General features: G+C 47.6%; 17 protein-coding genes and 1 tRNA gene. 5 read left to right on the forward strand and 13 right to left on the reverse strand.

Annotated elements, in window-relative coordinates; all coding sequences use genetic code 11:
- Window positions 1–123: 123 nt before the first annotated feature.
- The 13 genes from rpoC to rpsL form a co-directional block, all read right to left on the reverse strand.
- A complete protein-coding gene (gene rpoC, locus ANPL_RS03670) occupies window positions 124–4,353 on the reverse strand; it encodes a DNA-directed RNA polymerase subunit beta' (RefSeq protein ID WP_169193396.1) in 4,230 nt (1,409 codons plus the stop codon).
- An 11-nt stretch (window positions 4,354–4,364) separates the two neighbouring features.
- Entirely contained in the window at window positions 4,365–8,510 is a 4,146-nt protein-coding gene (gene rpoB, locus ANPL_RS03675) for a DNA-directed RNA polymerase subunit beta (RefSeq protein WP_169193397.1), read from the reverse strand.
- A 40-nt stretch (window positions 8,511–8,550) separates the two neighbouring features.
- Window positions 8,551–8,952: a 50S ribosomal protein L7/L12 gene (rplL, locus tag ANPL_RS03680; RefSeq protein WP_169193398.1), complete on the reverse strand. Its 402-nt coding sequence runs from the start codon at window positions 8,950–8,952 to the stop codon at window positions 8,551–8,553.
- Between the two features lie 158 nt (window positions 8,953–9,110).
- On the reverse strand, window positions 9,111–9,593 hold the full coding sequence (gene rplJ / locus ANPL_RS03685; protein ID WP_410518185.1) for a 50S ribosomal protein L10: 483 nt from the start codon (window positions 9,591–9,593) through the stop codon (window positions 9,111–9,113).
- 29 nt (window positions 9,594–9,622) lie between these two features.
- On the reverse strand, window positions 9,623–10,273 hold the full coding sequence (gene rplA / locus ANPL_RS03690; RefSeq protein WP_169193399.1) for a 50S ribosomal protein L1: 651 nt from the start codon (window positions 10,271–10,273) through the stop codon (window positions 9,623–9,625).
- Window positions 10,274–10,285: 12 nt separating this feature from the next.
- Complete coding sequence (rplK, locus tag ANPL_RS03695) at window positions 10,286–10,732, reverse strand: 50S ribosomal protein L11 (protein WP_169193400.1); 447 nt, start codon at window positions 10,730–10,732, stop codon at window positions 10,286–10,288.
- A gap of 3 nt (window positions 10,733–10,735) precedes the next feature.
- On the reverse strand, window positions 10,736–11,296 hold the full coding sequence (gene nusG / locus ANPL_RS03700) for a transcription termination/antitermination protein NusG (protein WP_169193401.1): 561 nt from the start codon (window positions 11,294–11,296) through the stop codon (window positions 10,736–10,738).
- Entirely contained in the window at window positions 11,286–11,486 is a 201-nt protein-coding gene (secE, locus tag ANPL_RS03705) for a preprotein translocase subunit SecE (RefSeq protein ID WP_169193402.1), read from the reverse strand. Before secE ends, nusG begins: the two co-directional genes overlap by 11 nt.
- 21 nt (window positions 11,487–11,507) lie before the next feature.
- A tRNA-Trp gene (locus ANPL_RS03710) sits at window positions 11,508–11,581 on the reverse strand.
- A gap of 81 nt (window positions 11,582–11,662) precedes the next feature.
- Entirely contained in the window at window positions 11,663–12,844 is a 1,182-nt protein-coding gene (gene tuf / locus ANPL_RS03715) for an elongation factor Tu (RefSeq protein ID WP_169193403.1), read from the reverse strand.
- Window positions 12,845–12,855: 11 nt separating this feature from the next.
- Window positions 12,856–14,928: an elongation factor G gene (gene fusA / locus ANPL_RS03720; RefSeq protein WP_169193404.1), complete on the reverse strand. Its 2,073-nt coding sequence runs from the start codon at window positions 14,926–14,928 to the stop codon at window positions 12,856–12,858.
- Window positions 14,929–14,964: 36 nt separating this feature from the next.
- On the reverse strand, window positions 14,965–15,447 hold the full coding sequence (gene rpsG, locus ANPL_RS03725; protein WP_169193405.1) for a 30S ribosomal protein S7: 483 nt from the start codon (window positions 15,445–15,447) through the stop codon (window positions 14,965–14,967).
- 17 nt (window positions 15,448–15,464) lie between these two features.
- Entirely contained in the window at window positions 15,465–15,839 is a 375-nt protein-coding gene (gene rpsL / locus ANPL_RS03730; RefSeq protein ID WP_169193406.1) for a 30S ribosomal protein S12, read from the reverse strand.
- Window positions 15,840–16,488: 649 nt separating this feature from the next.
- Between rpsL and ANPL_RS03735 the strand changes: the two genes are divergently transcribed.
- From ANPL_RS03735 to ANPL_RS03755, 5 genes are all read left to right on the forward strand, one after another.
- Window positions 16,489–16,872, forward strand: a complete 384-nt coding sequence (locus ANPL_RS03735) for a TrbC/VirB2 family protein (RefSeq protein ID WP_169193407.1) — start codon at window positions 16,489–16,491, stop codon at window positions 16,870–16,872.
- A gap of 308 nt (window positions 16,873–17,180) precedes the next feature.
- Entirely contained in the window at window positions 17,181–17,558 is a 378-nt protein-coding gene (locus ANPL_RS03740) for a TrbC/VirB2 family protein (RefSeq protein ID WP_169193408.1), read from the forward strand.
- A 128-nt stretch (window positions 17,559–17,686) separates the two neighbouring features.
- A complete protein-coding gene (locus tag ANPL_RS03745; RefSeq protein ID WP_169193409.1) occupies window positions 17,687–18,094 on the forward strand; it encodes a TrbC/VirB2 family protein in 408 nt (135 codons plus the stop codon).
- A gap of 432 nt (window positions 18,095–18,526) precedes the next feature.
- Window positions 18,527–20,158 carry a ribonuclease J gene (locus ANPL_RS03750; protein ID WP_169193410.1) on the forward strand — a complete coding sequence of 544 codons (1,632 nt, stop codon included), beginning with the start codon at window positions 18,527–18,529 and terminating at the stop codon, window positions 20,156–20,158.
- A gap of 28 nt (window positions 20,159–20,186) precedes the next feature.
- Complete coding sequence (locus tag ANPL_RS03755; RefSeq protein WP_169193411.1) at window positions 20,187–21,467, forward strand: PD40 domain-containing protein; 1,281 nt, start codon at window positions 20,187–20,189, stop codon at window positions 21,465–21,467.
- The last annotated feature ends 208 nt before the right edge of the window (window positions 21,468–21,675 follow it).

The following is a 21,675-nucleotide window of genomic DNA, read 5'->3' on the forward strand; positions in this document are numbered from 1 at the left end:
CAATCAGCGACAATCCTCTTAGACGAGGTACAACTCAGTGCAGCTAGCCCCCATTTTGCACTGGGGCCACACGCTAAGTACCAGAATGCACAAACTACAGCAGCACGCAACCGCCATAACAACCTAGTAGTCTATAACTGATCCACCTACGTCCACATCTCCACCAGGCAAACAGCCACTCTCTATCAAGGAATCTCCTAAATCCCCCATGATCTCGCGCAACTCACTGTTGTAGTAAGTTGCGTAATCGCTCTGATCAAGCATAGAAAGCTTTTTGATCTTGTTCATGATGAACCCTGTCCCCGCAGGAATCAACCTACCTACGATCACATTCTCCTTCAGGCCATAGAGAGAATCCTCCTTCCCCGAAAATGCAGCCTCTGTGAGTACTTTAGTAGTTTCCTGGAAGGACGCAGCGGAGATAAAAGAGTTGGTATCAAGACTCGCCTTGGTAATCCCTTGCAAGATAGGCACATATGTGACCTTCTTCTTGCCAGCTTCTTCAAGCTTCCTGTTGAGTCGCATAACCTCTTCACGGGAAACATGCTCACCAACAAGGTACATAGTATCTCCCGGCTCGGTAATTTCCACCTTCTGCAGCATTTGCCGAAGAATAACCTCTATGTGCTTGTTGTCAATTTTCACACCCTGCAATCTGTATACCTGCTGGATCTCAGCTATCATGTACCCGGCAAGAGCCTCAGTACCCAATACTCTCAATATGTCGTGCTGATCAGGATCACCATCCATCAGCAGATCACCCTTATGGACGAAGTCACCCTCATTTACTATAGTGTGCTTACCCTTGGGCACCAGATACTCGACAGCTGGCAGGCTACTATCGACAGGCCTGATAAAGATACGCCTTTTCGACCGGTAATAATCCTTACCAAACTCAACATAACCATCAACATCACTCACAATAGCGTGCTCCTTAGGCCTACGAGCCTCGAAGAGCTCAATAACTCTTGGAAGACCACCCGTAATATCCCTAGTCTTGATCGAGCCCCTAGGTATCCTAGTAATCACATCACCAGCATGCACTTTTTGCCCATCTTGGACATTCAACACCGCCCCGATAGGAACAAAATAGCTTGCCTCTAGATCGTTGGACAAAGTCACAACTGAGCCATCATCATCCAGCAGCACGAGACGAGGCCGCAAATTCGCACCCTGCAGGTGCATCTTCCAGTCAACTACGACCCTGTTCGAAATCCCCGTAGATTCGTCAAGCACCTCATTGATAGATACCCCATATATGAGGTCAACGTACTTTATGGTTCCCGTTCTCTCAGTTATTATAGGCATAGTGTAAGGGTCCCACTCGGCGATTTTCTCCATCATGTTCACCGACTGACCGTCAGTTACGTACAATTTAGCGCCATAGGGAACACTGTGTCGCATTTTCTCATTGCCTACACTATCCAGTAGGACAACTTCGCACGACCGACTCATTACTATCTGATTGCCGTACCTATCAGTCACCACGTTACTGTTAAGCAACTTAACGTTCGCGTCCATCAGGGCTATAAGATTCGAAACCTCTACCCCTCTCATCGCGGTACCACCTACGTGGAACGTTCTCATGGTCAACTGAGTACCAGGCTCCCCAACCGACTGCGCTGCTATAACCCCAACCGCTTCACCTATGGATACCAAATCACCCATAGCAAGGTCCCTACCATAACACAGAGCACATATCCCTTTCTTGGACTCACAAGTTAGCGGAGAGCGAACCCTCACTGCATCTAGCCCAGCAACCCTTACCCTATCAACCTTACTCTCATCAATTAACTCACCAGCGCTAAATAGCAACTCCCCCGTAACAGGATTGTAGGTATCAACAGCGGCTACCCTGCCAAGCACAACCCCATCTAGCGTCGACACTACAACACCGCCTTCTATTACAGCGCGAGCAACAATGCCGCCACTAGTGCCGCAGTCATGTTCAACGACAGTACAATCTTGCGCTACGTCAACCAACCTACGCGTCAAATACCCAGAGTTTGCCGTCTTCAATGCGGTGTCAGCCAGACCCTTACGCGCTCCGTGAGTCGAATTGAAATACTCAAATACGCTCAAACCTTCCCTAAAGTTCGAAATAATCGGCGTTTCTATAATCTCACCTGAGGGCTTCGCCATCAAACCACGCATCCCCGCGAGCTGCTTCATCTGTGATGCAGAACCTCTGGCCCCGGAGTTTGCCATCATGTATATAGAATTCAGCTTCCCTTCCTTGTCGCTGAGCGATATCGCCTTCATCATGTCCCGAGCTATCAGATCGGTACACTTAGACCATTCGTCTACAACTTTGTTATAGCGCTCACTCTTGGTTATCAGACCATCCTGATACTGTATTGAAAACTCCCTGATTTTCTCACTAGCATCTTCAACATGCGCCGCCTTAGTATCAGGAATAATCATATCCTTACAGCCAAATGAAATCCCGGACTGCGACGCGTACTTAAATCCGAGGTACATGAGCTTATCGGAAAATTCAACTGTCTCCTTCTGCCCACAACTACGGTATACAAGATCCACAATAGACGTAATCTCCTTGACGGTAAGCACTTGGTTTATCAGATCAAAGGTTAGCTCTTTATGCTGAGGGAAAATCTGCCAAAGAATCAGCCTTCCTGGCGTAGTTTCGACCATTTCACTCACCACAGAACCGGTCTCAGTGACCTTCTGCATCCGATACTTTATCTTGGAACACGTGTGGACAATCCCTTCGTGTAATGCATACTCCACATGACTAAATTCCGCAAAAGTCTGCACGTCCTTCTCATCAGGATTACCCTCCTGTAGAGTCAAGTAATAGATACCCAAGACTATATCCTTAGACGGAACGATAATCGGCCTTCCGTTCGACGGGCTTAAGATGTTATTTGTGGACATCATCAACACTCGAGCTTCAAGCTGAGCCTCCAGCGACAACGGAACGTGTACCGCCATCTGATCCCCGTCGAAGTCCGCATTAAACGCACTACAAACCAGCGGGTGAAGCTGAATCGCCTTACCCTCGATCAGCACCGGATCAAACGCCTGTAGACCCAAACGGTGCAAAGTAGGTGCCCTATTCAGCAAGATAGGATGCTCTTTTATAACCTCATCGAGAACGTCCCACACATCTGACTTCTCGCTCTGAATCATCTTATTCGCCAACTTCACCGTCGGCGCTATGCCGTACATCTTGAGCTTGGAGCATATAAACGGTTTGAATAGCTCGAGGGCCATCTTCTTAGGCAGCCCACACTGGTGCAACTTCAAACTCGGACCTACAACAATGACCGACCTTCCAGAATAGTCAACCCGCTTTCCGAGCAGATTTTGCCTAAACCGCCCCTGCTTACCCTTCAGCATGTCACTTAGGGATTTTTTATACCCCATACTGCCAGCCCTGCTCGAGACATAGCTACGCCGACTGCTATCGAAAAGCGCATCCACTGCCTCTTGCAGCATTCTTTTCTCATTCCTGATCATGATCGCAGGAGGATTCAACTTAAGCAGCTTCTCCAACCTGTTATTACGATTTATGATGGTACGGTAGTGGTGATTTAGATCGGATACCGCAGGGCGACCATTCTCCAACGAAACCAGTGGTCTTAGATCTGGCGGAAGCACCGGGATAACCGTTAATATCATCCACTCAGGCCTATTACCAGACCTGATGAAATTCTCTATAAGACGCAACCTCTTCACTACTTTTTTGCGCTTCATTTCCGAAGTCGTAGACTCCAGCTCACTTCTCAAACTCGCCCGTATTGCCTCTAGATCGAGACGGGAGAGCAACTCCCTTATTGCTTCGGCTCCCGTTAATGCGAAGAAGCCTTCCTCTCCATAGGCATCCCTTGCCTGGTTATAAACACCTTCACTAATAACTTCCCCCTTAGAAAAAGGAGTAGCAACAGGATCAATAACTACAAAATCACCACTGTATAGGATGCTCTCAATGGACTTTAGGGGCATATCCAACAGGGCGCCAATCCTGGACGGCAGCGACTTCAAGAACCACACATGCGCAACAGGAGACACCAACTCAATGTGTCCCATACGTTCTCTTCTCACCTTAGAAGAAGTGACCTCAACGCCACATTTTTCGCAAACTATGCCCCTATAGCGCTTCTTCCTGTACTTACCACAAAGGCACTCATCATCATTCACGGGACCAAAAATCTTAGGACAAAAGAGCCCCCCTTTTTCCACTTTAAAAGTACGATAGTTGGTGGTAGAGATGTCCTTTATCTCACCATAGGACATAGCCCTGATGCTTTCCGCGCTGGCTATGGATATGCAAATTTTATCGAACGACTGAGCTATGCTAGTATAGCCATACAAATCCAACATCTTCATATTGTAAATCCCTACTCCACTTCGCTATTAGTAAACTCTTTATCTTGCTTGAGTACAACATTCAGACACAACGACCGAAGTTCTTTAACCATCACATTGAACGATTCAGGAATACCACACTCAAAGTTGCTATCCCCCTTGATTATGGATTCGTATATCCTCACCCTACCTACAATGTCATCAGACTTGACCGTGAGCATCTCTTGCAAGGTGTACGCAGCGCCATAAGCCTGCAGCGCCCAACATTCCATTTCACCGAACCTTTGTCCACCAAAGTGAGACTTACCACCAAGAGGTTGCTGAGTAACCAGCCCGTAAGGCCCAACAGACCTCGCATGTATCTTGTCATCCACAAGGTGATGTAGCTTCAGCATGTATATGTATCCTACCGTTACCTTGCGATCAAATTTCTTACCTAAACGACCATCATAAAGATCAACCTGCCCTGATGGATCAACTTCTGCCAACTCCAAAAGACGCGAGATTTGCGAATCCTTAGGACCTTCAAACACTGGAGCAGCCATAGGAACGCCGTTGCGGAGCCTATTAGCAAACTTCAGTAGAGCCTCGTCCGACATAGAAGCCACGTCTTTACCCAACTTCTGGCCTTCATATACCTCAACCAAGAAGTTCCTGAGATCGCTCACCATGGTTTCGCCACCTTGATCGAGCATCCTACCGATCTTCTTACCTAGGTTTACAGAAGCCCAACCTAAATGCGTCTCCAGGATCTGACCTATGTTCATCCGCGAAGGTACGCCCAAGGAATTCAGGATTATATCAACAGGGGTTCCATCCTCAAGGTGAGGCATGTCTTCCACAGGCACTATGCGTGAAATAACACCCTTATTCCCGTGACGCCCAGCCATCTTGTCACCCGGCTGCAAATTGTGCTTCACCGCCACAAAGACCTTCACAATCGTGAGCACGCCTTGCGGCAAGTCATAACCATAGTTCAACTTGTCTATCTTCTGCTCAAACTTGCTATGAGCTTCACTGACTATCTCGTCAAACTTGCCTTTCATTTCTGAAACTTTCGCAGAAACCTTGTCAGATACCAGACCCATTTCCCACAACTGCTCATTAGGAGTGGCTTCGAACAAACTGTCTAGATCCCTATGCCCCTTTAGAGGTATTTCAGCATTGCGCAGCAGCTTCTTCAACTCATCGTGAAAATACTCGCTGACAACGTCTATCTCGTAGTCACGCTCCTTCATGAAGTTATTGATCTCACTTTGCTTGATCAGCAGAGACCGATCGTTTTCCTCTACCCCCCTTCGAACAAAAACGTGCACATCGATAACCGTGCCCTCAACATCAGGAGGCAAATACAGCGATGAATCCACACAGTCGAACACCTTCTCACCGAAGATGGTTACCAAAAGCTTGGTTTCAGGCGGCAATGACACTGGAGGACGCGGTGTTACCTTCCCCACCAAAACACTGCTCGCGGACACTTCCGCCCCAATATTAACAATCCCAACATCATCAAGATGACTTAGATTTTCCTCGTTAACATCAGGAACCGACCTCATAATCTTTTCGGGACCAAGAGGAGTGTCACGCACCACACACTCAAATTCTTCTATGTGAATCGAAGTGAAGACATCCCTCTTCACGACATCACTAGACATCACTATGGAGTCCTCAAAGTTATAGCCCTGCCAAGACATGAACGCCACTAACACGTTCTTACCCAAAGCAAGCTCGCCTCGATCTATAGCCGCGCCATCTGCTATAACATCATTCTCCTTCACGTAATCACCGATCTTAACTATCGGCCTCTGGTTAATGCATGTGTTATGGTTAGAACGCTGGAACTTGCGCAGCCTGTATATATCAACACCAAGATACTCATCTTTGTTTTTGTCGAAGGCCCTAACAACTACATAGGAACCATCAACTCTGTGAACTATACCATCGCGTTTTGCCAGAACCACAGCCCCTGACCCCGAAGCAACTACCGACTCCATACCCGTACCAACCAACGGTGCTTCCGCCTTCAATAAAGGCACCGCCTGCCGTTGCATGTTTGAACCCATCAACGCCCGGTTTGCATCATTATTTTCCAAGAAAGGTATAAGTGAAGCCGCAACAGACACTATCTGTTTAGGTGAGACGTCCACATAGTCAACATCCTCGCTCTTCACCATAACAAAGTTGCCACCATGCCTACAATAAAGCATATCATCAACGAATCTGTTGTTTTCATCGAGCGCGGCACCAGCGTCAGCTATATAGTAATCACCCTCTTGCGTTGCCAACAGATACGTCACCGTATCTGTCACCACACCGTCTACTACCTTCCTGTACGGACTCTCGATAAACCCATACTTATTGATTTTTGCATATATAGCCAAACTACTGATAAGGCCAATATTCTGCCCTTCAGGAGTCTCAATAGGGCATATTCTTCCGTAGTGAGTCGGGTGCACATCACGCACTTCAAAGCCCGCTCTTTCTCTAGTCAAACCACCAGGGCCCAACGCTGACAACCGCCTTTTGTGAGTTACTTCAGACAACGGGTTAGTCTGATCCATAAACTGCGACAACTGTGATGAGCTGAAAAAGTCTTTGAGCACTGTTGCCAAAACTTTAGGATTTACAAAGTCACAAGGCATCGCATTGTCAAAATTGACCGATGACATGTAATCCATGATCATGCGTTCAAGCCTCAGTATCCCAATCCTAAACTGATTCTCTATGAATTCCCCGACCGAGCGCACCCTACGATTACCCAGGTGATCTATATCATCAACAACCCCTTCACCATCGCGAAGCAGCACCAACTTCTTGATGACATGCACAATATCATCCCTGGTCAAGACGGTCATGCTCTCATCAACATCAAGTCGCAGGTGGCTATTTAACTTAATTCTCCCAACTACAGACAAATCATATCTCTCCGGCTCGAAGAACAGCCCATTGAAAAACGAACGCACTGCCTCAAGATTCGGAGACTCCCCAGAACGCAATACCCTGTATATCTCAAACAACGCATCCTCCTGCGTCATATGCCTATCCAAGAACAGAGTATTGAGGACGTAAGGTCCAACAGTGAGGAAATCAATATTCAAAAACGCTATTTCGCTGATATCAAACAGCTCGAGCTTGACGATGTGCTCAGAAGCGACAGTCTCACCAGCAGAGATAACAACAGCCCCGCTAGCTGGATCCACCAGATCGGTAGCAACAAACATCCCAGCTATACCGGAGAACGGCACCAGATACTCTCTAAGCCCGTCTTCATACAGCTTCTTTGCCACCCTGAGAGTGATACGCGTGTTGGCTTTGACTAGGACGTTTCCCTCGACATCCATCAGGTCATAGGGCAACCTCACCCCCTTGAATCTATCGATCACAAACGGGACTTTCCATCCTTTTTCACATCGAACGTAAAGAACTTTGTCATAAAATGCGTCTAGTATATCGTTGTTGGACATACCAAGGGCTTTGAGCAAGTATGAAACGGGGAGTTTGCGTTTCTTGTCGATGCGGAAGTATATGGTGTCCTTGATATCAAATTCGAAATCGAGCCATGATCCGCGATATGGTATTATGCGTGCGGAGTAGATAAGCTTACCAGAGCTATAGGTTTTTCCCTTGTCGCTATCGAAGAAAACACCAGGAGATCTATGCATCTGGGATACTATAACCCGCTCTATCCCGTTGATTATGAACGTACCGTATGATGTCATCATCGGTAGATCGCCGATGGATACCTCCTGCTCCTTAACATACTTGACGCTCTTCTCCAAGGTACTCTCGTCTACTACATACTTAACTTCCTTGAATGAAACCTCTTGCACCTTCCATACCACAAAACGCAGCGTTATGCGCATAGGAACGGAAAATGTTATCCCCCTTTTTATGCACTCATACTCGTTGTACTGCGGCTCACCAATGTTGTAATCGACGAACTCAAGAACAGCCCTTCCCAGAGGATCGCGAATAGGGAACATGGACTGAAATATGCTTTGAATACCCCCAGTACTGTTTTTATCCATTCCGATAAAAGCGTCGTAAGAATCTCTCTGGATCCTTATCAAATCACTTAAAGCATCGCGAATGTCGATTGACCTCGCGTAAGAAAGCCTAGGAACAGCATCAAAATCATTCAGCACATACCCGGGACCAGAACCACCCGCAGAAGACATCAATTCCCTCAAAAACCACTACACAAAAAAACACCCAAGCCTACTTGAGACTCACTTGAGCCCCCGCATCTTCCAACTTCTTCTTCACTTCTTCAGCTTCAGCTTTCTTGTACTTCTTACCTTCAACCAACTCGCGAGAACCTTCTTGCTCCACAAAGTCCTTAGCTTCTTTTAGTCCCAGGCTAGTGCACTCTCTTACAGCCTTAATGACTGCAATTTTCTTGTCAGCAGCGTAGCCATCAAACATAACCATAAACTCGGTCTTCTCCGCTTCAGCAACTCCACCACCTTGAGCAGCGCTTCCAGCCGCAGACACAGAAGCCATCAAACCACCCTTGGGGAATCCTAGCTTGTCTTCTATCTTTTCCACTAACGCAGCAGCACTGCACAAATCGAGCTCACAAATCTTTTCTACTAAAGCATCTAAATCAACACTACTCATAACAAACTCCTAAAATCCTACCCCTTAAATAACTCCCTACAGGAAGACCGTGTGTCACTGGTAGCACCATCGGCCAACCGCCTTCTCTGCCCAGTAGCAAAATAGAGCTCAAAATCACTCCAACACAAACACCGTCTATAACTCAACAACCAACCCCACTATTTGCTGCCAATGGCCTTTAAACAGTTAGCCAACCTCATTGGAATACCATAGGCTACCAAAGCCACAATACGCATACGCAGCTCTTCCAAAGATGGCAAAGTAGCAAAGAAAACCACCTGCTCAGCAGACAACAACTGCCCACCATCGTAAGCACAGATCAAAGACACTTTATCCGCCCTGGACTTCATAAACGCGTGCAAAGTTTTAGAAAGCGTCACCATATTGTCGGAGTAACCAACAAACACAGCTCCCTTAAACTTTTCACGCAGCTCCCCCTTGTCAGAGCCTTCCAATGCAAGACACGCTATACTGTTCTTAACCACGGATACACCACACCCTGCCCCCTTCAACTCTTTCCTCAGGGCAGCAAAGTCACGAGCTGTCATAGAATCGAAGTTCGCAAGAACCAAACTCCCAAACTCCGCAAACAGCTTGCTAACATTTCCTAAATGCCTTTCCTTATTAACCCGCTTCACCACAAACCTCTAACTTCCACATCGCGCACAAACTACACCAAACCTGATATTTTAAAGGACTTGCCCATCGTAGAATTCAGGAACACCGACCTAAAAAGAGCCCCTTTGACCGAAGCCGGCTTCAAATTCTGCACAGCAGTAACCACAGCGTGAAAGTTCTCCAGCAAATCTTCCCGAGAAAAACCCACATCACCTATCTTCACATGCACGATGCCATACCTATCAGTCTTAAACCTCACCTGACCAGACTTCACGATACTCACTATCTTGGCCACATCAAAAGTCACCGTACCGAACTTAGGGTTAGGCATCAGCCCCTTGGGTCCCAATATTTTAGCCACAGCCGAAACTTGCGACATAAAATCCGGGGTAGCGACACACCAATCGAAATCAAGCTTCCTTCCCTTCTTTATCTCTTCAATTAAGTCTTCATCGCCTACAACGTCAGCCCCAGCGTCCCTTGCCTGCTTTGCATATTCCCCCTTAGCAAGAACTGCAACCCTAACTTCTCTACCAAGCCCTTTAGGCAAAACCGCAACACCACGGATCGACTCGCCGGATTTCGAATCTCCCGTAGTTAACCTCATCACAACATCAACTGATTCCTTAAAGCGCGCTTTGGCGGACTCCAGAAGTCTCGCCATGCCCTCCTCTACGCTATAAGAGACACTATCACTTAACATAAACGCAACCTCCTACTTTTCTTCGACAGCAATACCCATGGATTTAGCAGTTCCAACAACCATCTTTACTGCTGCTTCCAAACAATCAGCGTTCATGTCTGCCATTTTTCGCTCCGCAATCTTCTTAATATCTTCCATGCCGATACAACCTGCTGTCTCTTTACCAGGATTTGAAGACCCCTTAGCCAAACCCGCAGCCTTCCTTATTAAAAATGACACCGGCGAATCGCTTATGGAAAACGAATACGTCTTATCGGTATAAACAGATATACGAGCGGTTACCAAATCCCCTATCTCATATGGAGCATCCTTAGAGCCAGTAACCTCATTAAACTCCTTACAAAACTGCGGCATTGGAATTCCACGAGGACCAAGCACAGAAGCCACCTTAGGTCCTGGCGAAGCCTTTCCTGCCTCCATGACAAGATTAATCTTCGAAAGTAATGCAGCACTACTCATAAACTACTCCTCGACCTTCCGTATACTACCAAACTTAAACTCAATCTTGGTAAGCCTGCCAAATATCATAACACTTATCCCAGCGACCTTCTTGTCCTCGTTCACGTATTCAATCCTGCCATTGAAATCTTGGAACAAGCCGTCATTTATAACAACTTCATCACCCACCTCGAAGCTGCAAACATCATTCCCGGCATCGTCATCAACGCCTTGGCACATCCTACTTCGCATAGCATCCATCTCTGCAGCCGGGATGACCTTGGGCATACCTAATTCATCCAAAAGGAAATTCGAAACCTTCGGAATCTTTCTTACAAAATTTACTGAGTCATCACACAACTTCATATATAAAAAGACATAACCAGGTGACAACTTCTTCTTAACCTGCACCTTTTTGTTATATTTGATCTTGGTGACCTCCTCATAGGGAATGAACACTTCGCGGAAGATATCAGACATACCCAACTGTTGAGCTCTTTCAAGTATCACCTGAGAGACCCTCTCCTCATTACCAGAAGATACCTGAATTATGTACCACTCGTGCCCATTATCTTCATGCTTCATAAATTACCCCAAGCATTATCTTTACAAGCCTCAAGAATACAAAATCCACACAACTAAACAAAAAGGACGACGCCACAACAGTAAGCACAACCACCCAAAGGAATACAAACACCTCCTTTCTAGAAGCCCAAGAAACCTGCAAAACTTCCTGTTTAACTTCAAGCAAAAACTTAGCAAAACCGCCTATCATAGCAAACAACCTACGAAATCATGGCAGGAGTGACAGGAATCGAACCCGTATCCTCAGTTTTGGAGACTGACGCTCTACCATTGAGCTACACTCCTATCTTATAAAGCCCAGGAGTCACCAACTACTCCAAAATCTCAGTGATAATACCCGAACCAACAGTCCTTCCACCTTACCAACTACTCCAAAATCTCAGTGATAATACCCGAACCAACAGTCCTTCCACCTTCTCTCACCGCAAACCTTAGCCCCTTATCTACAGCTACTGCCTTGTCCAGCGAAACCTCGATATTCAAATTATCCCCTGGCATCACCATCTCAACCCCTGATGGCAATCCTATACTTCCCGTTACATCAGTTGTTCTTACATAAAACTGCGGCTGATAATTCGCAAAGAATGGCGTATGCCTTCCTCCTTCTTCTTTCTTCAGTACGTACACCTCTGCCTTGAATTTCCTGTACGCCTTCATCGAACCTGGTGCCGTCAGCACCTGCCCTCTCTCAACGTCTTCCTTCTTTATTCCCCTCAGCAGTATCCCCGCATTGTCACCAGCTTCCCCCGCTTCCAATGCCTTGTGGAACATTTCCACTCCTGTGCATACTGTGCTTTGCAACTCACGTAGACCAACTATATCTACTTTGTCGCCTACTCTGATTACTCCTCTTTCTATCCTTCCCGTTACTACAGTACCCCGCCCAGGTATTGAGAATACATCCTCCACTGACATCAAGAACGGCTTGTCCTTTTCCCTTGTCGGCAGATCTATCTTCTCTAGCGCCCCGACCAGCTCCATGATCTTTTCGCTCCATGGCCCATCAGCATCCTCTTCCAATGCTTTCACTGCCGATCCACGCACCGCAGATACACTATCTCCGTCATACCCATAGTTGCTTAGTAGCTCTCTGATTTCCATGTCTACTAGCGACAACATTTCTTCATCTTCTACAACATCGCATTTATTGATCCATACCACGATGTCCTTCACCCCAACTTGCTTTGCCAGCAATATGTGTTCCCTTGTTTGCGGCATCGCACCATCTGTTGCCGATACTACCAGTATCGCCACATCCATCTGCGCTGCTCCTGTAATCATGTTCTTGATGTAGTCTGCGTGTCCCGGGCAGTCAACATGCGCATAGTGCCTTCCTTCTGTTTCGTACTCAACATGCGCTGTTGATATTGTTATTCCCCTTGCCTTCTCCTCCGGCGCCTTGTCTATTTCATCGTACTTTACAACCTTGTTCGCCCCGCTTAGCTTCCTTGCCAACACCGTTGTTAGCGCAGCCGTCAGCGTTGTCTTACCATGGTCTACGTGCCCTATTGTCCCCACATTTATATGCGGCTTCCTTTCTTCTGCCATAACAACACACCCTACTTCTTCACATCACCAATAACAACATTCTCAGGCACTTTCTCATAGCGCGCAAAGAACATGCTATACTGAGCACGCCCCTGAGACATAGAACGCAAATCCTTCACGTACCCGAACATGCTTCCTAAAGGTATGAAGGCCGTTATCAATTTCGCATTGTGACGATCCTGCATCTCTGAAACCTTGCCTCTTCTACTATTCACATCCCCGATTACATCTCCCATGTAATCCTCAGGAGTTATGATCTCAACGCGCATTATTGGCTCCAGCATCACAGGACCCGCCTTATTTACCAACTCCCTAAATGCACCTTTAGCCGCCAATTCAAAAGCCAACGGGCTAGAGTCCACCTCATGGAACGCTCCATCGAACAACGTCGCCTTGAAGTCTATTACCGGATACCCAGATATAATGCCCGTCTCCTTGATCAACTCCAAGCCGCTCTGCACCCCAGGAATGTATTCCCTAGGTATCGCCCCGCAGGTAATCTTGTTCTCAAACTCAAACCCAGAACCTGGCGGAAGAGGCTCAAACAGTATATTCACCTTCGCAAACTGCCCAGCACCGCCGGTCTGTTTCTTGTGCACATACTCAATCTCAACAGCCTTGGTTATAGTTTCACGATAAGCAACCTGAGGGGCACCCACCGACGCCCCGACACCGAACTCCCGCTTCATTCTGTCTACTATAATCTCTAGATGTAGCTCCCCCATCCCCTTGAGGATAGTCTGACCACTTTCAGGATTCACAAACACCTTGAGCGATGGGTCTTCCGCTACCAACCTACTCAATGCAGTACCCATCTTCTCCTGATCCGCAGTAGACATAGGCTCAATAGCTATTTCCATCACCGATTCTGGAAAATCCATCTTCTCCAGGATTACCGGAAAGTCCTGATCGCATAGCGTGTCACCAGTCGTCGTTTTCTTGAGACCAGCTAAAGCCGCAATGTCACCCGCCTTTATCTCAGTGATGTCCTCTCTGTTATTAGCGTGCATCAGCAATATCCTACCGACAGACTCAACATCACCCTTCGTAGTATTCGAGATCACGGTCTTACTAGTCAGCCTTCCGGAATAAACTCGCACAAAGGTAAGGCTACCGACAAACCTATCAACCATTACCTTAAACGCCAAAGCAACGAATTTACCCTTCTCCGAAGTAGGTATCTTTACAATCTCTTCTGGGTTCTTGGCACTAACCCCCTCGATAGCCGGTATATCACTAGGCGCAGGCAAGTAATCAACCACCGCATCCAATAGCGGCTGCACACCCTTATTCTTGAACGCAGAACCACAAAGAACTGGCACAAACTTTGACTGTATGACCCCCGTTCTAATACAGCGCTTAATCACCGCACTAGATATCTCCTGACCCTCTAGGTACATACCCATAACTTCGTCGTCCACCTCGACGGCGGTTTCCAACAGCGCAGCTCGGTATTTATTGGCTTCCGCCAGCATCCCAGCCGGGACTTCACCATAGGCAAACTTAGCCCCGAGAGAGTCTTCTTCCCATATTATCGATCTCATCTCCAGGAGGTCCACAACCCCCACAAAACCCTTATCAACACCTATAGGCAACTGCAGCACTAATGGCACCGCGCCCAGCCTGTCCACTATCATGTCGACACAAGCGTAAAAATCCGCACCAACCCTATCTAATTTGTTGACAAAGCAGATCCGAGGCACATTGTATCTGTCGGCCTGGCGCCAAACGGTTTCAGATTGCGGCTCAACCCCAGCAACACCATCGAACACTGCAATTGCGCCATCCAGGACCCTCAACGATCGCTCCACCTCTATAGTGAAGTCCACGTGCCCAGGGGTATCGATAATATTAATTCTACATCCATCCCAAAAACACGTAGTAGCAGCGGATGTTATCGTAATACCACGTTCCTTTTCCTGTTCCATCCAGTCCATGGATGCGGCACCCTCGTGCACCTCCCCTATTCTATTCTGTTTTCCTGTGTAAAAAAGTATGCGCTCTGTTGTGGTGGTCTTCCCAGCGTCTATGTGCGCCATTATCCCTATATTTCTACACCTAGACAGATCACCCTTACTACTCACCCCCCGCACTCCTTCTCTAAGAACCCTTAAATCAAACTAAAATCTAAAATGAGAGAAAGCCTTGTTTGCCTCAGCCATTCTATATTTCTCTTCCTTTATCTTACAAGCACCACCGCGCTTGTTATACGCCTCCATCAGCTCATGGCACAAGCAGCTCATATACGTCTTGTTCGTCTTCTTCCTGCTCGCGCGCGCAGCCTTTACGATCCAGCGAAGCGCAAGCGAAGTCGATCTATCCTCTCTCACCTCCACGGGAATCTGATAAGTCACACCACCGACCCTTCTGGAACGCACCTCCATTTTAGGCATAACATTAGAGATAGCAGTATTGAAGATAGCCACACCACTCTCACCAGCAAAACGTGACTCCGCCATTTTCAGCGCACCGTGGACAATCTTCTCTGCCAAGGCCTTCTTACCTTGACGCATAACAACGTTAATCAAGCGAGCCAAAAGTACGCTTCCAGAATACCCATCAGCAACTACAGCTCTCCTTCCAACTCTTCTACGACGAGACATACATTACCAAACTAAAACTAGCCCCCACGCTTGACCCCATACTTGGAGCGCGCCTTCTTTCTGCCTTGAACACCCTTAGTATCCAACGCACCTCTCACAATGTGATAACGAACCCCAGGCAAGTCTTTCACCCGCCCACCTCTGATTAGAACTACCGAGTGTTCCTGCAGATTATGCCCCTCGCCAGGGATATAGGCTATGACCTCACTTCCATACCCCGCGATCCTCACCCTTGCAACTTTACGCAGTGCTGAGTTTGGCTTCTTCGGTGTAGTAGTGTAAACCTTCACGCACACCGCCCTCTTCTGAGGATTATGCTGCAGAGCCGGAGCCTTATTAGCCGACCCGCGAGGCTTTCTGGGACGACGCACCAGCTGATTGATCGTGGGCATGTATAAACCTAAAATCACTATGAAAAGCGCTACCCACGCACCCGGAGATAGCGAAAGCAGCTCCACTTATAAGGGAATAGCACGCACCAGTCAATACAATTTTGATTTTTTTCCCATCGCCGATTCATGCACTCGGCATGCCGCTCCCGTGCGCCGAAAAACCACCGGAACATAGGCCGAACTGTGGGCAGTTCCACGCCAGTGTCTATCCGCACAGATTCGTAATCCTGCAAGCTACCCGGGCGAAGATCTGTACAATTTCCTGAGCGCACAACCGAAAATTACACACATTAATTATGTGAGTACGTGACTACAAACTTCACAGAACATAAATAACAACACTACAAAGCCCGCGGAACTTACTAACAATTGCACCAACTTGTTAATTGGTATTGTCACGTGCACACAGCTACAGCCCCACTGGAAGGCATCACCATACAACATGACACATGGTCAGCTACGATTCAATCCTATTGCTAAGCTGCAGCTATTATACTTGTAAACTCTCGCGTCCCAAAGTTGCAATTTACGCAACTTTAACAATTGCGTGTTGTACTGTCCCGATGTGCGTGTGTGCCGCGTGTGCCTACAGACAGCGACTTGGAGGGAAAACGCGCACGGAAAGTGAATAACGAGGGGGGGGGGGAAGATGTTGAAGTTCATAAAGTTTGTTGTAGTGGCGTTCGTTTTCGTGACGGGCATTGCTGGAATGGCGAGTGCTGGTTCTGCAGCGTCAGCTGGCCCCGCTAGTGATGATGTTGCTGCGAAGGTAATATGCAACGTTGTGGTATTTGTCCAACGTTTAGGTCTACCCATAATGACGGGGGTCATTTTGGGAGCTAGCATAATGGCAATATTTGGTAAAATGGCTTGGGCTTCTATCGTGGTGCTTGTGGTATTCACTGCAATATTCTTCGGAGCTGGTAAGCTCATGCAGAAATTTGCTGCGGGGTTAAATAACGAGTTTGGTAAGGCCGAAACTTTCGAGTGCAAGGGTGGTGGGAATACCTCAATGCCCTCCTCCAATTCATAGTAGTAGATAAATTGTGTATCGCACGCGTTGTGTAATGTGAGCGAGGCTCGCGTGCCGAACCGCGCTCATTCTGTGTTTATAGTGTGAGAGTAAGTTTTTGCCGGCGCGGACGACGCAGCCGCGTCCTGCTCTTTTTCTCTGGTTATGAGCTTACGTCTAAAACGCAACGCAAGAGCGTTATTAACACAACTTTAGCAATTCTGTGTTGTACTCCGGTGGTGTGTGCACGTATTGCGTGTAGTAAAGTACGTATATCACCAATGTGCACGTGTTTTTAGTTTTGAAAACGAGGGGGGGGGGGAATAGCAGTGTGGAGTGTAGCAAGATTCTTTGGGCTGTGTTCTTTGTTTTTCCTGCTAATTGGTGCTTCAGCTCAGAGTAGCGCTGAAAACAACAATAAGGACGTAGCAGCTACTGTGATTTGTAATGTGGTCGTGTTCGTGCAACGTTTGGGCTTGCCAATCATGACTGGGGTCATTCTGGGAGCCAGCATTATGGCAATCTTCGGTAAGATGGCTTGGGCTTCTATTGTGGTACTTGTGGTATTTACTGCAATATTTTTTGGCGCTGGAAAGTTGATGCAGAAGTTTGCAGCAGGGTTGAACGGGGAATTCTCAGGGGCTAACCAGTTTGAATGCAAAAGTGGTGGAACTGTGATTCCATCAAGTTCTGCGGCCGCTGCATGAGCGAGTTATGTTGGCGCTAGTTCTCTACATCCGCTGTTATAAGTTCTACGGCCAGGGGAACGGTGCATGCTTAACTTTATTAATCAGCTGTCAGTTGTGATTTAAAGACATATGTGTGCGGGGGGGGCATGTTGAAATTTTTTAAGTCACCAGTGCGTGCTGGGGCATTTTTGGTGTTCCTGTGTTTGTTAAGTATGCAGAGTGTCAAGGCTACCGCGCAGAGCGGTGCTGCTGGTACACAAACTGGCAGTGACGACGTTGCTGCAAAGGTAATATGTAACGTGGTCGTCTTCGTTCAAAGATTAGGGCTGCCGATAATGACCGGGGTCATTTTGGGTGCTAGCATCATGGCCATATTTGGCAAAATGGCTTGGGCTTCGATTGTGGTGCTGGTTGTATTCACGGCGATATTCTTCGGAGCTGGAAAGCTCATGCAGAAGTTTGCTGCAGGTTTAAATAGCGAGTTTGGTGATGCCAAAACTTTCAAGTGCCAGGGTGAGGGAAAGACCGCAATGCCGGCAGTATTGACACGCTGAGCTTAGGGAGCCTATGTTGCGCTGGTAAGACTGTCGTGGCATGCTTTAGTTTGAACGGCTGTACGGCCACTATGAAAAGTTCAGGTCGATCACGTCGTAGCGTTTTGGGCGCTGGAGTATCGGACAATCCCATGCATGCTTGTTGCGGACCACTGGTAGGGTGTAGACAGAATCGACCGGTCACCTTACTATGTTTTAGGCACCGAGGGAGCGTGTGCGTACGGTTTTGCGGCGTATGTGTTATGCCCCAGAAGACATTGTCACTTATTGGGCTTGCCTCAACCCCGAGGACCCGCCCACGGACGCCGCTAACACCTTCGCTGACGCTGCACACGCCTTATAGCTCACTGCAGAGCCTGTTTATGTTTTTTCTTTAAAAAGAAGAGCATTTATGCTACTAATGAGGCATTCTGTGGCATTTGTGCGTGTAAAATGAGTTTGGATAGAAGTGGGTTTTTGTTTTTGCCCCTCGGCGGAGTGGGTAAGATTGGTATGAATGTCACGTTGTATCATGTACATGGCAAGTGGATCATTGTTGACCTGGGAGCTGGCTTTGCCGACGGCGATATTATGCCAGGCATCGATATGATAGTAGCGGACGTTAGCTTCATTAGGGAGCGGCGAGAAGATCTGCTTGGCATTGTATTAACGCATGCTCATGAGGACCATATAGGCGCTATTCCTCACTTATGGGAGGATTTGCGTTGCCCAGTTTACGCGACGAAGTTCACTGCGTTGTTCTTACAGTCTAAGCTCGCGCAGTTTTCCATGGATGTACCTATTGTAACGATTGATCCCGATGTTCCCCTTGAGCTAGGACCCTTTACCCTCGAGTTTGTGAGCATGACACACTCTATTCCTGAGATGCACGCCATTGCGGTGCGCACCGATCTCGGTAGTGTGCTGCACACTGGCGACTGGAAGCTAGATAGCAATCCTGTCATTGGGTCCGTTTCCGACACGGAAAAGCTGAAGCGCCTGGGGGATGATGGGCTACTTGCAGTAATCTCCGACTCCACCAACATATTCACTGAGGGCAGCTCCGGTTCGGAGGGAAGTCTGTATGAGAATATCCTAAGCATTGTGCAAAACAGTGATCAGAGAGTGGCAATATCGCTGTTTGCTTCCAATATAGCTAGGATTTACACCCTGGGTAAAATCGCAAAGTCTTCGGGAAGGCACGTGGCCGTTCTGGGAAGGTCGTTGTTCAGGGCTATCAGCGCCGCGAAAGATTGTGGTTATCTTGATGACTCTGTGGAATTCGTGGATGTGCGCGACGCTGCGGGGCTTCCCAAGGATAAGGTGCTGTACCTGTGCACCGGGTGCCAGGGTGAGCCATTGGCTGCTACGGCTAGACTCGCCAGTAAGTCGCATCCTTTTGCCATAATGGAATCCGGAGACACAGTGATTTTTTCCTCAAAGATCATTCCGGGAAACGAAAAACGCATATTCCGGGTTTTTAACAACTTTGTTCGAATGGGAGTTGAGGTGATAACCGAGTTTACCGAGCGTGTACATGTATCGGGGCATCCTTCACGGGAGGAGGTACGTACATTGTATTCGCTTACTAGGCCCAAAATGTGTCTGCCAGTACATGGGGAGTACATGCATATGTATGAGCACAAAAAGTTGGCGGAGGCTTGCGGTATAGAGAGATGTATAATCGCAGCACCAGGGGATGTTATAGACTTGGTGCGCGGTGAAAAAGTGGATACTGTGGAAAGTGGTGTGCTGGGTATAGATGGGGACTTTTTACGCCACCCGTCTGGTGATGTGTTAAACGCCCGCCGGAAAATGCGCGATGCGGGAGTGGTTGTTGTCACATTATTGCTAAATAAGGAGCACAAACTTATACGAAAACCCATGGTCATTGCACCCGGCGCGCTTGGTAGCTCGGCAGATCGGTCGATATTGATGGAGATTTCCCGTAGAATCGAGGAAGGTATAGCTACGCGGCGTCCTAGTAACATTAGGGGATTTATACGAAATCTGGTCTTTGGGTTCTTCAAAGACGTTTTAAAGGGTAAACCGTTGGTGGAAGTGCAGCTGGAGTATGTGTGGTAGAACTTGGCGGTCGCATCTAGTTTTCTGCTTGTTTTTGTTCGTCTTCTACAATGCAGAGGCGGCGTCGCTACGACTTGATATAACCCGGGGGAATACGCAGAGCACCGGAGTGGCGTTTGCACCTATGAATACTTCCTCGAATCTTGAACATAACATAGCCGCCAATTGCACGGCGGTTATATTGCGCAACCTTGCTAGCACTGGGAACTTTAATGTTCAAATGGTGAATACGGACCTGAGTATTGATGCAGCGGGTGTGCCGGGGTCAGACGCTTGGAGACAATTCAATCTTGACATCCTCCTTACTGGAAGCGTTCAAGCGCTTGCTAGCGGACGCATGAAGGTTCATCTCTTCATTTGGGACATTGCGTCTGGGAAGGAGTTGGACGGTAAGTCTTTTAATTTTGATATGGGAAACTGGCAATCAGCTGCGCATACCATCTCCGACCACGTGTTCAGTAGACTCACTGGCGAGAAGGGGCTTTTTAACTCAAAGATCGTGTACTTAGCAGAGTGGGCAAGGGATCAGAAGATCGCGGTTGTAGGGCATGGTGGCGCTAATAAAGATTATATGGATGTTGAAAAAGCTGGTAGCAGCATTAGAGCGGTGCAGTTTACCCCTGATGCAAAACATGTCGCATACATTCAGAATACACCTTCGGCTCGTGGAAAAGTTATGTTGCAAGCCTTGGATGAAGATTCTTCCGCAATGCTAATGGAGTTTGAGGGGAATGGTTCAGCACTTAGTTTTACCCCGGATGGTAAGACACTGTTATTAGCTTGCGCCCAAGATGGCCGGGTAGATATTTATTCTTGTAACATTGATTCACAGGAAATTACACGTCTCACAGACAATTCACACAACAACACCTCTGCCTCTTTTTCTCAGGATGGCAAAAATGTGATCTTCGCTTCCGACAAGAGCGGGGCGATGCATCTTTACACCATGCACAGCGATGGCACAGGTGTGAAAAAGATAAGCTCAGGCTCCGGTGGCTATAGATCGCCAACGTGGTCTCCAAGAGGAGATTTGATCGCTTTTGCCAAGGTGAGAGGGAAAAGCAGTTACATTGGGGTGATGCGCCCCGACGGCAGCAGGGAAAAGATTGTGGCAGCAGGTGATGTACTTGATAATCCGACATGGTCACCAAATGGGAGAATGCTAATGTTCACTAGAAGAACTAAGAGTGACCAGAAGAATGACATGACTGAGTTGGTGACTGTTGATCTGGCGGGAACTCAGAGAAATACCATGGAAGTACAAGGAGTGGTGCGTGGTATTCACTGGTCCTCTCTGCTTGGCGAATAGCTCATGGCTCACATAACATCATGACCATAGGGTCTTGTGCGTATATCGTTTGTAAACAAACAAAGTTAATTACGCTGCACCGATTAAATGAAATAAGCAGATCGACAATGCATTAACCCCTTCAGAACGAGAACGTATGGCACACAAAAACCACCTCATCTTCATCGCAAAATCCTCCTGTTCACAACAGCATGGGAGCCTGTGATGG

The organism is Anaplasma platys (genome assembly GCF_012790675.1).
In the GTDB taxonomy this organism is placed as follows: domain Bacteria; phylum Pseudomonadota; class Alphaproteobacteria; order Rickettsiales; family Anaplasmataceae; genus Anaplasma; species Anaplasma platys.